We start from the raw sequence: 14,406 nt of genomic DNA, 5'->3' as shown, positions 1-14,406 counted from the left end.
ATCAATCCTGCAAAATGAAAAAACAATTACTTGTACTACTTATTGGTGCGTTTTTAACAACGACCTATTTAAACGCTCAAAATGTCAATATTCCTGACGCAAATTTTAAAAATTACTTAGTTAACTCTGCAGCTATTAATACTGATGGTAATTCCGAAATATCTGTGGCAGAGGCCACAGCTTTTACTGGTGCCATATTGGTAAATGGATTGTCAATTTCAGACTTAACGGGTATAGAGGCTTTTGTAAACATCAATAGATTAGATTGTTACAATAACAATTTAACCACTATAGATGTTTCTAATAACCTGGCATTAACGCGTTTACACTGTAGTAATAATCAAATTACAACTTTAGATATCAGTGTAAATACATTGATTAATGATATTCAATGTCATAATAATGGTGTATTGGATCAATTAAATATTGCTAACGGTAATAACAGCAACTTTACTTATATGAAAGCCTATGGAAATAGTTTATCCTGTATTCAAATAGATCCTAATTTTACACCACCTAACGATGTTGGAAATTTCAGTCAAGGTTGGACAAAAGGTGCCACTGCAATTTATAGCGATGATTGTGTTGCTCTTAATCAAGTAGTAAATATTCCTGATGCTAATTTTAAAAACTTTTTAGTAAGTGATAACAATATCAATATAAATGGAGATACTGAAATAACGATGGCAGAAGCTCAAGCTACTACAGAGTTAATTATGAACGGTATAGGTATTGCAGACTTAACAGGAATTGAAGCTTTTACTAATTTGACACGTTTAGATGTGCCTAACAATAGTTTAACCACTATTGACGTGAGTAACAATTTATCTTTAACACGTTTGCACGTTGGTTTCAATAACTTAACAAGTTTAGATATTCGTTTAAATACAAGTATCAATGAATTGTTTTGTTATGATAACAGTTCATTAGATACTTTGTTGATTTCAAACGGAAATAATAGCAATTTTCTGTTTATGAAAGCGTATAATAATCCAAGTTTAACGTGCATACAGGTAGATGCTGGATATTCACCACCTGCAAATAGTGGTCAATTTACACAAGGCTGGACTAAGGATGGTCAGACAAGTTACAGTGAGAACTGTATACCAGTAGTTTATTATGTGAATGCTAATGCAACTGGAGCTAACGATGGTAGCTCATGGGCAGATGCTTTTACAAGTGTAACAGACGCTTTAGCTCTTACCAGTTTAAATGATGCGGTTTGGGTGGCACGAGGAACGTATACTCTAGCAGATAAAAATACTCCAATTGCAATTAGTACAAACGAGGTAGATATCATTGGTGGCTTTGCAGGTACAGAAACAACTGTAGCAGATAGGGACTTAACAGCCATTCACACTACAAATGCAACCATTTTTACTGGTGATATAAATGGTGATGATATCGCAGGTGATTTCTCATCAAACAAAAGCGATAATGCAGAACGATTGTTTGAATTAAGAACCAGTAATGTCACTTTTGATGGAATTATATTTGAGAACATTTACGACACCTCACAATCAGGTGGTGTGGAAGAGAATGGCGTAATATTTATACCGAATAATCTGAACTCTAATAACTTAAAAATTAAAAACGCGGTATTTAGAAACAACTATTCAAATGGTTATTTGCTAAAAATAAGAAAGTTTAATCAAGGATTACTTATTGAAAATACTCAGTTTATCAATAATACCATAGTTGACATGGGGTTAATATTTATTCAATCTGATAATACCAATCGTTACATTTTCACACGTTGGGCAAATGTTCTAGTAGCCGATAATGATGTCAATCTTGCAGCACTTAATATTAACCGTGAAGGTTTTAACAATGGTAATACTCTAGATGTTGTGATTAATAACAGCACGTTTATTAATAACGACTACAACAATACTTATGGTAATTCTATTACGGCCTCAGGTAATAGAGACGTAAATCTTAATATCAATAACTCTATTTTCTGGCAGAATACCATTAATGGTACAGCAGCAACCAGAGATATCTCTAACGGAGCGACTGCTACATACGATGTATTTATTAGAAATTCTATTGCAAAAGTATCATCAAACGCTGGAACCACTGGAACTTTTAATACAACAAACGTAACAACCTTAGATCCAGCAACAGATAACCTAAATTTAAGTACGGATTACAAACCTACATCTGCCTCTACTTTTATTATTGATCAGGGAGATAACACTTACTACGATGTCGCTTTATTTGGTAATTCAGATTTGTCAGGAAATGATCGCGTAGTTAATACTACCATAGATTTAGGGGCTTATGAATATAACTCAACATTAGGATTAAGTGATGAAACTAATGTGTTTGAATTGAAGTTATACCCTAATCCAGCTAATGATCATGTAACATTCTCTAGTTCGGATGACGTGCATGATGTAAAGCTTTACGATTTCAGTGGTAAACAAATAAATGTGCAAGTAGAAAATAATATAATTGACGTTTCTACTTTACCGTCTGGGATGTATATCGTCAAAGCTGTTATAAATGAACAAATCACTGCTGCAAAACTGATTGTTAGATAGTATTCGTTTTTCAATTTTTCTAAAGCTGCCTTGAGATCAAGGTAGCTTTTTTTGTATTGCTAAATTCAACCTGTTACTTTTTTGTGATTAAATTATTTGCTTACATTAAAATATCATTCAGATAATAGTTGATAGGCTCCTGTTGATTTTATATACAAAATGACGGGTTCACTAGATTCATTCATAATTATATGCGAGGCATTATCTGTTGAACCAAAGTAACTACCAGGATCCAGTTCTTTTGATTTGCTAGCTTTATAAGTTAAATTTCCACCTATCACGATAGCTCTAAACTCTTTGCCGCTAGCCTCAAAGGTTCCAGAAAAACCGCTAGGAAGCTTTATCAAAGCACCGCAAGAATCGTTACTATTAGGCTGTCCCCAAAGAAAGGCTATTTCTGGTTTATTCCTTGATTTATCGTTTGTATTCAGATTGGTCCATTGAAGATCAGAAGCTTCTATCCATACTAGGTTCGATTTATGAATGTTTATTGGTTTTTCTTCATTTTCAAAGGCTTGATCTTCTGGCTTAACTAAGTATGGTCCACTATCAATTTCTACATAAGCCATATTTTTACTAGCGTTTGCTGCTGTAATGTGACCTTCACCAGCTGGTTGTGTCCAAAAGGATCCTTGTGGCATCCACATGCTTTTGGCATTAGGGTCATCATTATGTAAGGAGCCTTTGATCACAATTCCTCGATAGGTTATATTATGAATGTGAGGTGGTGATGAAAACCCTTCTTTAAATTTAACCAGGAATCCAGAGGCTTGATTTTCCTTGCGATTTCCCCATAAATCACCAGCTTGTGGACTAGCATCACCTCGAGCAGCATTTAAAGGACTCCAGTTTACCTGCGAACTCAAAACAACTTCAGTATTTTGATTATTAGTAGTGCTCGTTACTTTTTCTTCTTTATTTTGGGTATTGCATCTCATAAGAATCAGAGCACAAGCTGCAAATATCATTGTTCTTTTTATCATAATTTATTTTTTAAAAGTTTTTGGGTAAGATTGTGTAGTTGGTTTAATTTTTCGTGGTTATAAGCGTCGTCATGAGCATGAGAAAAATCACCTTTATCGTTATCAAAATAGGATCCTGATGATTCATTGAAACGTTTTGATGTTGCAAGCTGAGTTAATATGCCAGCTCCTTTACTGGCATCGGACCAGTGATTACCAAAAGCTTCCTTAACCATTTTAGTATTTAATAAGGAACCTGGATTTACAGCGATTACATTAAGTTCAGGTCGCTCTTTGGCAAGCTGGAAACTCCACATCGTAAGAGCTAATTTGCTTTGTGCATAGGCACCGCTTTCCGAAACCGTTTCCTTTCCCAGAAAAAATTCAGGTGAAATACTAGATTGTGCGGCAGAACTTAAGTTTATAACCCTTGCAGAACCGGATTTCTCAAGCAAGGGCAATAGTTTAGTAGTTAATAAATAGGGAGCTAGATAATTAACAGCTATTCTAATATCGATTCCATTTTTAGTAGTTGCTACAGGTGAATTGTAAACACCTGCATTATTAATCAAAACATCTAATTTGATTGTTTTTGAAGCTACCTGATTAACAAAGTCGTCAATACTTTGTAATTGTGAAAGATCACAAATAAAGCCATAAATAGTTTTGCTCGTTGTTAATTTTGTAATTTCCTCTACAACTTTACTAACCTTTTCACGATTACGGCCATGAATAAAAATAGTATGTCCGTTCTTAGCCAAATCAATGGCGGCTAATTTTCCTATTCCATCTGTGCTACCGGTAATTAGAATGGTTTTCATAGTGTTTTTAATTAACTATACTTTTTATAGTCACAAAACTAAATATAGTTTTATACCTTTGCAATAACGGTCAATTTAGATAGTAACAAAATGACAAATGAGCAGCCTAAAAAATTAACATTCAATGGAAAGGAATATCCTTGTTGTGCTAGTTTAACAATGGGTGTAATAGGAGGAAAGTGGAAGACGGTCATTCTTTATCATTTAATGAATAATACGTTGAGGTATAGTGAGTTGCGTAAGATGATGCCACAAGTTACTGAGCGTACATTAAGCCTTCAGCTTAAAGCACTTGAAGAGGATGGAATTGTAAGTCGTAAGGTATTTACCACAAAACCACCTTTAAAAGTAGAATATACTTTAACGGATTTTGGTAAAACTTTAATACCTCTTGTTCAATCAATTGCAGATTGGGGTGACTATGCTGTTGCCCAAAAAAGCTGATTCATAATCTTATTTTGTTATCTCCTGAAATTAAGGTGCTAAGAGTTAATTAAGCTTGAAGTTTTTCGCTTTCGCGAAAGCGAAATTTTAAAATTCCTTGTCAAAAAAATTAAGATAAAAAAACTCGTTACAAACCGTTAGGGTTCATAACGAGTTTGATAAGACTCTACTACATTACTGTTTTTGTTGAGTAGGGTAAATATAAACATCGTTCACATTTACGTGATCTGGTGTAGCAGCAGCATAAGCAACTGCTTGGGCAATATCATTAGCTTGTAATGGTGTCATATCACTCATATTGCCTAATTGGTCTTTAATGTCCTCATCAGTAATAGTATCTTGTAATTCGGTACTTACAAAACCTGGTTCGATGAGAGTTACATTGATCCCATATTCTGGAGCAATTTCTTGTCGTAATCCTTCTGAAAACATGGTAACAGCCGCTTTGGTAGCACAATAAACCGCACCACCTGGGAAATATTTACGACCTGCACTGGATGAAACATTAATAATGTGTCCGCTTTTCTGTTCCTGCATGATAGGTAAAGTTGCTGCGACTCCGTTAAGAACTCCCTTAAGGTTTACGTCAACCATTTTTTCCCATTCATCAGTCTTTAACTTTTCTACATAGGATAGAGGCATTAGTCCTGCATTATTGAACAAAATATCTATCGAATTAAAATGCTCTTGAGTATTCTCAATCACGGTATTCCAATCTTCCTTATTAGTAACATCGGCAGTTACTACCAGAGCATTTCCTCCTGATTGAGTGATTTCATCTTTTAATTCCTCTAGTTTTTCAGTACGTCGTGCACATAGTACGACGTTAACTCCTTGTTCTGCTAGTTTTTTTGCGGTTGCTTCACCTATACCACTAGATGCACCGGTAATTATTGCTGTTTTTCCTTGTAAATCCATTTTGTTTTTTGTTTTTGATTTAAAATTTTAAATGTATGTTTTGATCGGTTATGCGAAAGGTGTATAATCCCTAGGCTCGTGCTGTACTGATATCCATTGAACTCTGGTGAACTCTTCAATTATAAAATCTCCATTAAACCTTCCAATACCGGATCCTTTTTCACCTCCAAAAGGGACATTAGATTCATCATTTACAGTTTGATCATTAATATGAATCATACCAGTAATTACTTTACTCGCAAATTGAAGTCCTTTTTCGACATCCTTAGTATGTACAGCTCCACTTAAACCAAAGTCTTGACTATTTGCAATAGTTAGTGCTTCATCGTTAGACTTAAATCTAATGATAGGAGCTACTGGACCAAATATTTCATTGGCAGCAATAGGCATATCATCGGTTACGTGGTCTAGGACAGTTGGATGCATGAGAGCACCATCGCTTTTACCTTCTAGAACAACCTTGGCACCTGCATCAATACTCTTTTGAAGATCTTCATTTATACGTTCCACTTGTTTGGAATCAATCAAAGGTCCTATGGTAACTTCCTTATCTTGAGGATTACCAACTTTTAATTTTTTAGTTCCTTCGACAAATTTCTCGACAAACTCATCGGCTATACTTTCGTGAACAACAATTCTGTTGATGGACATACAAATTTGTCCTTGGTGCATGAATTTACCATATAAAGCTGCTTTTACTGCTTGATCTACATCAGCGTCCTCCATAGCAACAAATACATTGTTACCACCTAATTCAAGCGCCATGCGTTTTAATTTTTGTCCGGCTAGTTTTCCTATGTTTCTACCTACTGGAGTAGAACCTGTAAAGGAGATAAGTTTTGGAATCTCGTGTTCTACAAAGTAATCGCCAATATCTGACCCTTTACCTACAACGGCATTACAAACACCTTTAGGTAAACCGGCAATTTCAAATAATTTAGCTATAGCAAGAGCTCCTGTAATGGGAGTTTGTGATGCTGGTTTCAATACTACTGTGTTTCCTAACGCTATTGCAGTCACCACTGAACGTATAGATAAATTGAGTGGAAAGTTCCAAGGACTAATAATTCCCATCACGCCCAATGGTCTGCGGTAAACTCTGTTTTCTTTGTGAGGTACTCTAGAATTAGTGATGTATCCATGCATACGGCTAGGAAATGAAGCAGCTTCCTTAATGATACCTAAGCTTATCTGGATTTCTGCTTCTGCTTTAACTCTTGAACTACCTGCCTCTTTAATTAACCACTCTATAAGTTCTTCCTTATTGTCAACGATAGCATCATGAAAGTTGTTTACTATTTCTGCACGTTTTTGGGGCAACTCTTTTCCCCATGACTCTGCCGCTTTCTCTGCCGTTTTATAAGCTTTATCTACATCTTCTTGAGAAGCTCCTTTAATGGATAGTAGTTTTTCTTGATTAAAAGGATTCTTGTCCTCTATAATTGTTTCGCTGCTTCCTTCTGTCCATTGACCGTTTATATATTGTTTGTCAACGCCTTCTAATATTGCCATAATCTTTACTTTTTCTTTCTTTTTCTTTTAAAATTACAGGCATTAGTAGCTTACTGCTCACAAAGAACTCCTAATCTTAAAACTCACAAAATCGCTTTTGTAACATGATCTTTAACATTTAAGGCACTCGTTAGATACAGCTATAACAGGATGTTAAACCTATAAGATGTTAAAATTTTGTCGTGTTTAAGACGACAAATGGTCTTAAAAAACACCATTAAAATTTAACTTATGTCTTTGATTATTAGTTGGTAAGGTTTAAAAGTTTCTTAAGGCAATGAAAATTATCTCTTAAGGTTTGGTGGTTTAACTTCTATTATCGTAATATTGCAATGTAACAATAAGGATATGGGTTTAGCTAAAACTGAAATATTTACCGATGAGCAAAATGCGATTTCCGCTTTCGCGAAAGCGTTCTCCCATCCAGCTCGTGTAGCTATCCTACAACACTTGTATAAAACTAATACTTGTGTTTGTGGAGATTTAGTGAATGAAATAGGTCTAGCACAGCCTACCATTTCACAACATCTAAAGGAACTTAAGCAATTGGGTTTGATTCAAGGTACGGTTGAAGGTACAAGTGTTTGCTATTGTATAAATGTTGAGAACTGGCAATCCATGAAGAATATCATGTTTCAATTCCTTAATCAAGATGTAGTAGAAAACTCATCTTGTTGTTAAAAAAATTTATGTCTATTTATCGTAATATCGCAATATTATAATTATGAAACTATCCACTATCAAAAAACATCTTGAAGAACTAGATGTTATAGCCTTTGAATTACCTAATGGTGATCTTGTACCCAATCATTTTCATGTAACTGAAGTAGGTAAAGTAACCAAAAACTTTATTGACTGCGGCGGTACCGTGCGTAATGAAGAGGTTGTTAACTTCCAGCTTTGGAGTGCAAATGATTATGATCACAGGTTACATCCAGAAAAACTCCTAGATATAATTACACTTTCTGAAAAAATATTAGGAATAGAAGATCTAGAAATCGAGGTAGAATATCAAGGAGATACTATAGGGAAATTTGGTTTGGAGTTTAACGGCAGTCATTTTTTACTTACTTCTAAACAGACGGATTGTCTTGCCAAGGATAATTGTGGCATCCCAGTTAAAAAAGAAAAGAAGTCTCTCTCTCAACTTACTGCTACCACTACCTGTGCGCCAGGAAGCGGTTGTTGTTAAACATTAAAAACTAGTCATGGTATTTACAGAAATTTCTGATTACTTGAAAAATATTCAAGTAAACTCTATAGATGAGCAACGCAAAGAAACACTACAACCTTTAATTGATTTTATCAAAGACCGAGTACAAGCAGATAAGGAAGTTAGAATTAACTTTATTTGTACTCATAACTCTAGACGTAGTCACCTATCTCAAATTTGGGCTCAAGCTGCTGCATCGTACTTAGGTTTCAATAAAGTCACAACCTATTCTGCCGGTACTGAGGCTACTGCACTCTTTCCTGTAGTTGCTCAAACCCTAGAATCGCAAGGATTTCAAATAGAAAAATTATCTGAAACCGATAATCCAGTTTACTCCATAAAATATGGTGAAAATGAACATCCTATCATAGGATTTTCCAAGGTGCTGAATAATAATTTTAACCCACAAGGAGAATTTGCCGCGGTGATGACTTGTGATTCTGCAAATGAAACCTGTCCTTTCATAGCAGGAGCGATTAAAAGAATTCCAATCACCTTTCTAGATCCTAAAATATCTGATGGCACACCACAACAGCAAGATGTTTATTTAGAACGCAGCCATCAAATCGCAACAGAAATGCTTTATGTGTTTCAACAAGCCCAAAAATAGTCTTTGTAATTATAAAGAGTGAGCACTCTAAAAAAGTGTTTTATAAAACAGTAGAGAAATGTTTTCAAAAAAATTAAACTTTCTTGATAGGAATTTAACGCTTTGGATTTTTATTGCCATGGCAATAGGAGTAGGGTTAGGTTATTTTATACCTTCTTTTCCGGATATTGTAAATTCATTTAGTAGTGGAAGTACCAATATTCCTATTGCGATTGGCTTGATATTGATGATGTATCCACCGCTAGCCAAGGTGAATTACTCATTACTTCCCAAAGTTTTTAAGAACGTAAAAATACTATCCACCTCATTGATTCTTAATTGGGTGATAGGTCCGGTTCTTATGTTCATACTAGCAATTCTATTTCTGCAAGATTATCCAGAGTACATGGTTGGACTCATTTTGATAGGACTAGCTCGCTGTATAGCCATGGTTCTTGTATGGAACGATCTTGCTGAAGGAAGTAGTGAATACGGTGCTGGTTTAGTTGCTCTCAATAGCATCTTTCAGGTTTTCGGTTATAGTTTTTATGCTTGGTTGTTTATCACCATTTTGCCACCATACTTTGGATTTGAAGGAGCGATAGTTGATATTTCCATAAGTACTATTGCAGAAAGCGTTGCTATTTATCTAGGAATACCTTTTTTAATGGGTATTCTAAGTCGATTTATTTTAATTCGAGTAAAAGGAGAACAATGGTATACTCAAACATTTATTCCAACTATATCTCCATTAACCTTGATAGCGCTGTTGTTTACTATAATAATCATGTTCTCATTAAAAGGTGAGCTTATTGTTGAAATCCCTATGGATGTGATTATAATAGCAGTCCCTTTAATGATTTACTTTACCTTAATGTTCATCATTGGATTTTTCTTTACCCGTGCGATGGGTGCAGAATATGATAAAACGGCATCGGTGGCATTTACCGCAGCAGGAAATAATTTTGAACTGGCAATCGCAGTCGCTATAGCGGTATTTGGACTTAACTCTGGACAAGCATTTGCAGGAGTAATTGGTCCATTGGTAGAAGTTCCAGCATTAATTTTATTAGTAAGAGTTTCTTTTTGGTTGAAAAAGAAGTATTATGATGCTTCTTAACCATGGGACACTTAACTTTACTGTTATGAAAAAGATCATCTTACTTATCGGTGTTTTTATGATGTTAGGTTGTTTTGAAAAGGAAACAGCCAAGTATCCAAGCAAGCAGCCTAGTTGGGAAACAAAGAAAGCAGATGTTGAGGATTTTTCCGCTTTCGCGAAAGCAAAAACATACCTGCCAGTATACTCGCACATCTATCACGTGCATGATGAACGTGCCTTTGACCTTACTGTAACAGCGAGTATAAGAAATATATCACCTACAGAACCTCTATATATAACGCAAGCAGATTATTATAACACCACAGGTGAAATAGTAAGATCGTATGTTAAGGATCCTATAGTGGTAAATCCTATGGAAACTCTAGAAATTATCATACGTGAAAAGGATTATGAAGGAGGATCTGGTGCTAATTTTCTGTTTGAATGGGCAATGAAAAATACAGATAATCCACCGCTGTTTGAGGCTGTGATGATATCTACTTATGGGTCTCAAGGATTGTCATTTACAACTCGAGGTGTTCCTGTTCAGTAACACGATGTATTGATTCATGAGTGGTCTTAATGCTATAGAGAACAGGCAGGACGTGGCAAGTCTCGTTCATTTGTTTTATTCCAAGGTGAGAAAAAACGAGGTCCTTGCACCTATTTTTTCAAAACATATTAAAGATCATGAATGGCAATTGCATAATAGTAAGTTGACTGATTTTTGGGAATCGAATTTATTCAAAAAGGCAAAATACAAGGGCAGTCCAGTATCCCATCACATTAAAGTTGATAAAGCGGAATCTTATAAAATCGAGCCCACACATTTTGGTATTTGGCTACAACTTTGGATTGAGTCGGTAGACGAACTTTTTCAAGGAGAAATTGCTACACAAGCAAAATTTATCGCAAGAAAAATGAGCACAGGACAATACATTGCAATGTGGAATCATAGACCAGATATATTTAAATAACTTATTATTACTAAGAGTACTTAAATCATTAACAAATTAAAAGGTTACTTGGAGTGCTCCTTTTAATTATTTTCGTAGTATGACTCACGATCTATCACCTTTGCGAAAACATATTGAAGAAATAGTAAGTTTAACCGATAGTGAATGGCAGTTTGTTGCATCTCATTTTGAGTATAGAAGTTTGAAAAAACATCAATTCGTGATACAAACAGGTCAAGTTGTAGATCATGAATTTTGGATTTTAAAGGGGCTTTTAAGGACTTATTCCCTAGATGAAAGCGGTAAGGAACACATCCTACAGTTTGCTTCAGAAAATTACTGGATAAGTGATTATCATGCTTATCAATATCAAATGCCTGCAACTCTATTTTTAGATTGTTTAGAGGACACACAGTTTTTAAGTCTAAGTTTTGAGAGTCGAGAATTGATATGTAAGGAAGTACCTGCTATGGCCAACTTTTTCAGGGTAAAATTAAATTACGGGTTTGTTCATTTGCAACAAAGAGTACTTTCTCATCTTACCCAAACGGTTGAACAGCGTTATGAACGATTAATTGACGAAATGCCGCATTTGATTCAACGAGTTCCAAAAAAACTTCTTGCTTCATACCTAGGTGTAAGTAGAGAATCATTAAGCAGATTGAAGGTATAAGTTACACATCGCCATTTACATCTGTGGTTTGATTAAATTTAAAAATGAAAAAAACATTAGTCTTATTTGCTCATCCTAGATTTGAAGATTCAAGAGCCAATGCTACTTTAATCGATCGATTATTCTCTAAAAGTCATATTACATTGCACGACCTGTATGAAACCTATCCAGATTTTCATATCAATGTAAGAAAGGAACAGAAATTATTAGAAGAACACGATATCATAATCTGGCACCATCCATTGTACTGGTACAGTAGTCCAGCAATTTTAAAACAATGGATGGACATGGTGTTAGAGTTTAATTGGGCTTACGGTCCTGAAGGTAACATGTTGCAAGGTAAAACTGTATTTAATGTTATAACCACTGGCGGCTCTCGAGAGGTATATTGTTCACAAGGGTATAACAGTTATACTATCAATGAGTTTTTAAGACCCTTTGAACAAACTGCAAATTTGTGCGGAATGCATTATTTACCACCATTTGCGGTAATGGGAACTCATAAATTATCCGAAGAGCAATTACTAGATTATGCAAATCAATATGAAAATCTCATTGATTTACTCAAAGGTGATTTTGATGCTACTGGATTATCTAATTGCTTCTTTTTAAACGATCTTGAATTGATTAAAAACCCAAATTCATGACAGGAACATTACTTTTTGAAGCAATTGTATTTCTAGCAGGAGCCTTAATTTGTGTTTCTATCGCTAAAAGACTAGGATTAAGTTCTGTGATAGGTTATTTAATCGCAGGAGTCATTATCGGACCTTATGTCTTAGGTTTAATAGGTGAAGAAGGAGATGATATTCTTCATTTTGCAGAATTTGGAGTTGTGGTAATGCTATTTCTTATAGGTCTAGAGATTGAACCCAAGAGCTTCTGGAACATGCGTAAGTCTATACTAGGTATGGGAGGAATACAAGTTACAGCGACGCTAGTATTGACTTACTTACTTTTTACAATATTAGGATATGAATGGCAAGTAGCACTCGTAATAGCCATGGCAGTGTCTTTGTCTTCCACTGCAATAGCCTTGCAAACCATTAAGGAAAAAGGCTTAATGGAAACCACCTTTGGGATAAGTTCCTTTTCAATATTGCTTTTTCAGGATATCATCGTGATAGTGATGTTAGGAGCCTTGCCCTTATTGTCTTCTCAAGACCCATCAAATGTAAGCTCAAATGGGCATGAAGCAACCTTAATTGAAAATTTACCCATTGGATTGCAAACATTGGCTATTCTTGCCTCTGTAGTGGTAATTGTGCTAGTAGGAAGATATTTAATAGTACCAATACTTCGAAAGGTTTCAAAAACCGGTGTGCGTGAATTACTTATCGCAGCAGCTTTCTTAATCGTATTTTCTATTTCGTATTTAATGGAGTTTGTAGGTTTAAGTCCTGCATTAGGAGCATTTTTAGGTGGAGTAGTGCTCTCAACAAGTGAATTTAAACATGAGTTAGAAAGTACACTAGAGCCTTTTAAAAATTTACTATTGGGTTTGTTTTTTATGGCAGTAGGTGCTTCCATAAACTTTATTGTAATAGCAGAAAGTCCTTTTACAATAGGTGGCTTACTGGTACTTATTATAACCTTAAAAGCCGCTGTTTTATACATTACGGGCCGAGTGTTTAAACTTAAACTTGATCAAAAACTACTCTTAACTTTGAGCCTTGCACAAGTAGGTGAATTTGCATTCGTTTTACTTTCATTTGCTTTTCAATTAGAAATTCTTGCACCAGAGCAAATGGATGTTATGCTAGTGATTACAGCACTTTCTATGTCGCTCACACCTATACTCAGTTTAATTAATGAACGAGTGATTTTACCTAAAGTTGGTACCAAAGAATCCATTAAACGACCTATGGATCATATCGCTAAATCTCAAAAGGTAATTTTGGTAGGCTTTGGACATTTTGGAAGTACCGTTGGGCGATTTATGAGATCTCATGGAGTTGAGGCTACCATACTAGACATAGATTCCAACCGTGTTGATTTTTTGAGGAAAATGGGCTTTGAGGTATACTATGGCGACGCTACTAGGCAAGATCTTCTTGAATCTGCTGGGATAGCTCAAGCAAAAATGTTAATCTGCGCGATTGATAATCCTGCGGTGAATAAGGAAGTTGCATTATTAGTTAAAGAAAAATATCCTCATGTTGAACTGCTCGTAAGAGCCAAAAATCGTTATGAGGCCTATGAATTACTTAATCTAGGTATTGAAAATATATACCGAGAAACCTTGGATACTTCTCTTTCTCTTGCCAGTGATGCCTTACACAAATTAGGTTTTAGGAAATATACCTTAAATAGACAAGTGCAAAATTTTATTACCTACGACGTTGAAAGTTTGAAACGATTAGCCAAAGAACCTAAGCGAGATGAAAGGTACATTTTTAAGGCTAGGCAAGAACTGGAACAGCAAGAAAAACTTCTAGAACGTGATTTTAAACGTGGTATAGTAACCTACGACAAGCACTGGGATGGTGAACACATTAGGAAATCCCTCGAACAAAACGATTAATCTTAATATTCCTTTTAGTTTGATTAGGGTTTTATTAAGTACGCTTTCGCGAAAGCGCAATCATTACAAGATTTTCTTAACATCATTAATCTTTTGGTATAACTAGCTTTATCCAATAATAAAAATTAACATGTGACATAGGTCAC

15 protein-coding genes are annotated in these 14,406 nt (G+C 35.1%); 11 read left to right on the top strand and 4 right to left on the bottom strand.

Annotated features, from left to right (window positions below; genetic code table 11):
• Positions 1–14: 14 nt before the first annotated feature.
• Positions 15–2,546 carry a T9SS type A sorting domain-containing protein gene (locus tag I5168_RS01190; RefSeq protein WP_431472205.1) on the top strand — a complete coding sequence of 844 codons (2,532 nt, stop codon included), beginning with the start codon at positions 15–17 and terminating at the stop codon, positions 2,544–2,546.
• A 113-nt stretch (positions 2,547–2,659) separates the two neighbouring features.
• Here the strand turns inward: I5168_RS01190 and I5168_RS01185 are convergent, their stop codons facing one another.
• Both I5168_RS01185 and I5168_RS01180 read right to left on the bottom strand, forming a co-directional pair.
• Positions 2,660–3,529, bottom strand: a complete 870-nt coding sequence (locus tag I5168_RS01185) for a DUF4437 domain-containing protein (RefSeq protein WP_431472204.1) — start codon at positions 3,527–3,529, stop codon at positions 2,660–2,662.
• Positions 3,526–4,329, bottom strand: a complete 804-nt coding sequence (locus tag I5168_RS01180) for an SDR family NAD(P)-dependent oxidoreductase (protein ID WP_431472203.1) — start codon at positions 4,327–4,329, stop codon at positions 3,526–3,528. The genes I5168_RS01185 and I5168_RS01180 overlap by 4 nt, the downstream gene beginning before the upstream one ends.
• 90 nt (positions 4,330–4,419) lie before the next feature.
• On the opposite strand from I5168_RS01180, the gene I5168_RS01175 reads away from it, so the two are divergent.
• On the top strand, positions 4,420–4,773 hold the full coding sequence (locus I5168_RS01175) for a winged helix-turn-helix transcriptional regulator (RefSeq protein ID WP_042279878.1): 354 nt from the start codon (positions 4,420–4,422) through the stop codon (positions 4,771–4,773).
• A 174-nt stretch (positions 4,774–4,947) separates the two neighbouring features.
• Here the strand turns inward: I5168_RS01175 and I5168_RS01170 are convergent, their stop codons facing one another.
• The gene (locus tag I5168_RS01170; RefSeq protein ID WP_167343118.1) at positions 4,948–5,691 is read right to left on the bottom strand and encodes an SDR family oxidoreductase; all 744 of its coding nucleotides are present in this window, start codon (positions 5,689–5,691) and stop codon (positions 4,948–4,950) included.
• A 48-nt stretch (positions 5,692–5,739) separates the two neighbouring features.
• Positions 5,740–7,203: an aldehyde dehydrogenase family protein gene (locus I5168_RS01165; RefSeq protein WP_105018365.1), complete on the bottom strand. Its 1,464-nt coding sequence runs from the start codon at positions 7,201–7,203 to the stop codon at positions 5,740–5,742.
• A 348-nt stretch (positions 7,204–7,551) separates the two neighbouring features.
• Between I5168_RS01165 and I5168_RS01160 the strand changes: the two genes are divergently transcribed.
• The 9 genes from I5168_RS01160 (at position 7,552) to I5168_RS01120 (ending at position 14,260) form a co-directional block, all read left to right on the top strand.
• A complete protein-coding gene (locus I5168_RS01160) occupies positions 7,552–7,884 on the top strand; it encodes an ArsR/SmtB family transcription factor (protein WP_105018366.1) in 333 nt (110 codons plus the stop codon).
• A 43-nt stretch (positions 7,885–7,927) separates the two neighbouring features.
• The gene (locus I5168_RS01155; protein ID WP_167343119.1) at positions 7,928–8,395 is read left to right on the top strand and encodes a DUF6428 family protein; all 468 of its coding nucleotides are present in this window, start codon (positions 7,928–7,930) and stop codon (positions 8,393–8,395) included.
• A 16-nt stretch (positions 8,396–8,411) separates the two neighbouring features.
• The gene (locus tag I5168_RS01150) at positions 8,412–9,026 is read left to right on the top strand and encodes a protein-tyrosine-phosphatase (RefSeq protein WP_431472202.1); all 615 of its coding nucleotides are present in this window, start codon (positions 8,412–8,414) and stop codon (positions 9,024–9,026) included.
• Between the two features lie 58 nt (positions 9,027–9,084).
• On the top strand, positions 9,085–10,125 hold the full coding sequence (gene arsB, locus I5168_RS01145; protein WP_431472201.1) for an ACR3 family arsenite efflux transporter: 1,041 nt from the start codon (positions 9,085–9,087) through the stop codon (positions 10,123–10,125).
• 25 nt (positions 10,126–10,150) lie between these two features.
• Positions 10,151–10,660, top strand: coding sequence for a DUF3124 domain-containing protein (locus I5168_RS01140; RefSeq protein WP_431472200.1), 510 nt, complete (start codon positions 10,151–10,153; stop codon positions 10,658–10,660).
• 16 nt (positions 10,661–10,676) lie between these two features.
• On the top strand, positions 10,677–11,084 hold the full coding sequence (locus tag I5168_RS01135) for a group III truncated hemoglobin (RefSeq protein WP_431472199.1): 408 nt from the start codon (positions 10,677–10,679) through the stop codon (positions 11,082–11,084).
• A 79-nt stretch (positions 11,085–11,163) separates the two neighbouring features.
• Positions 11,164–11,736 carry a Crp/Fnr family transcriptional regulator gene (locus I5168_RS01130; RefSeq protein WP_105018372.1) on the top strand — a complete coding sequence of 191 codons (573 nt, stop codon included), beginning with the start codon at positions 11,164–11,166 and terminating at the stop codon, positions 11,734–11,736.
• Between the two features lie 44 nt (positions 11,737–11,780).
• Entirely contained in the window at positions 11,781–12,383 is a 603-nt protein-coding gene (locus I5168_RS01125) for an NAD(P)H-dependent oxidoreductase (protein WP_042279860.1), read from the top strand.
• Positions 12,380–14,260, top strand: coding sequence for a monovalent cation:proton antiporter-2 (CPA2) family protein (locus I5168_RS01120; RefSeq protein WP_431472198.1), 1,881 nt, complete (start codon positions 12,380–12,382; stop codon positions 14,258–14,260). Before I5168_RS01125 ends, I5168_RS01120 begins: the two co-directional genes overlap by 4 nt.
• The last annotated feature ends 146 nt before the right edge of the window (positions 14,261–14,406 follow it).

The sequence above is a fragment of the Nonlabens sp. SCSIO 43208 genome (genome assembly GCF_050703575.1).
In the GTDB taxonomy this organism is placed as follows: domain Bacteria; phylum Bacteroidota; class Bacteroidia; order Flavobacteriales; family Flavobacteriaceae; genus Nonlabens; species Nonlabens tegetincola.
This window is presented reverse-complemented; position numbering and strand designations above follow the sequence as displayed.

Excerpts from the sequence above, each read along its gene's own strand:
- I5168_RS01190 (WP_431472205.1), top strand. The coding sequence starts at position 15 with ATGAAAAAACAATTACTTGTACTACTTATTGGTGCGTTTTTAACAACG.
- I5168_RS01185 (WP_431472204.1), bottom strand. The coding sequence starts at position 3,529 with ATGATAAAAAGAACAATGATATTTGCAGCTTGTGCTCTGATTCTTATG.
- I5168_RS01180 (WP_431472203.1), bottom strand. The coding sequence starts at position 4,329 with ATGAAAACCATTCTAATTACCGGTAGCACAGATGGAATAGGAAAATTA.
- I5168_RS01175 (WP_042279878.1), top strand. The coding sequence starts at position 4,420 with ATGACAAATGAGCAGCCTAAAAAATTAACATTCAATGGAAAGGAATAT.
- I5168_RS01170 (WP_167343118.1), bottom strand. The coding sequence starts at position 5,691 with ATGGATTTACAAGGAAAAACAGCAATAATTACCGGTGCATCTAGTGGT.
- I5168_RS01165 (WP_105018365.1), bottom strand. The coding sequence starts at position 7,203 with ATGGCAATATTAGAAGGCGTTGACAAACAATATATAAACGGTCAATGG.
- I5168_RS01160 (WP_105018366.1), top strand. The coding sequence starts at position 7,552 with ATGGGTTTAGCTAAAACTGAAATATTTACCGATGAGCAAAATGCGATT.
- I5168_RS01155 (WP_167343119.1), top strand. The coding sequence starts at position 7,928 with ATGAAACTATCCACTATCAAAAAACATCTTGAAGAACTAGATGTTATA.
- I5168_RS01150 (WP_431472202.1), top strand. The coding sequence starts at position 8,412 with ATGGTATTTACAGAAATTTCTGATTACTTGAAAAATATTCAAGTAAAC.
- arsB (WP_431472201.1), top strand. The coding sequence starts at position 9,085 with ATGTTTTCAAAAAAATTAAACTTTCTTGATAGGAATTTAACGCTTTGG.
- I5168_RS01140 (WP_431472200.1), top strand. The coding sequence starts at position 10,151 with ATGAAAAAGATCATCTTACTTATCGGTGTTTTTATGATGTTAGGTTGT.
- I5168_RS01135 (WP_431472199.1), top strand. The coding sequence starts at position 10,677 with ATGAGTGGTCTTAATGCTATAGAGAACAGGCAGGACGTGGCAAGTCTC.
- I5168_RS01130 (WP_105018372.1), top strand. The coding sequence starts at position 11,164 with ATGACTCACGATCTATCACCTTTGCGAAAACATATTGAAGAAATAGTA.
- I5168_RS01125 (WP_042279860.1), top strand. The coding sequence starts at position 11,781 with ATGAAAAAAACATTAGTCTTATTTGCTCATCCTAGATTTGAAGATTCA.
- I5168_RS01120 (WP_431472198.1), top strand. The coding sequence starts at position 12,380 with ATGACAGGAACATTACTTTTTGAAGCAATTGTATTTCTAGCAGGAGCC.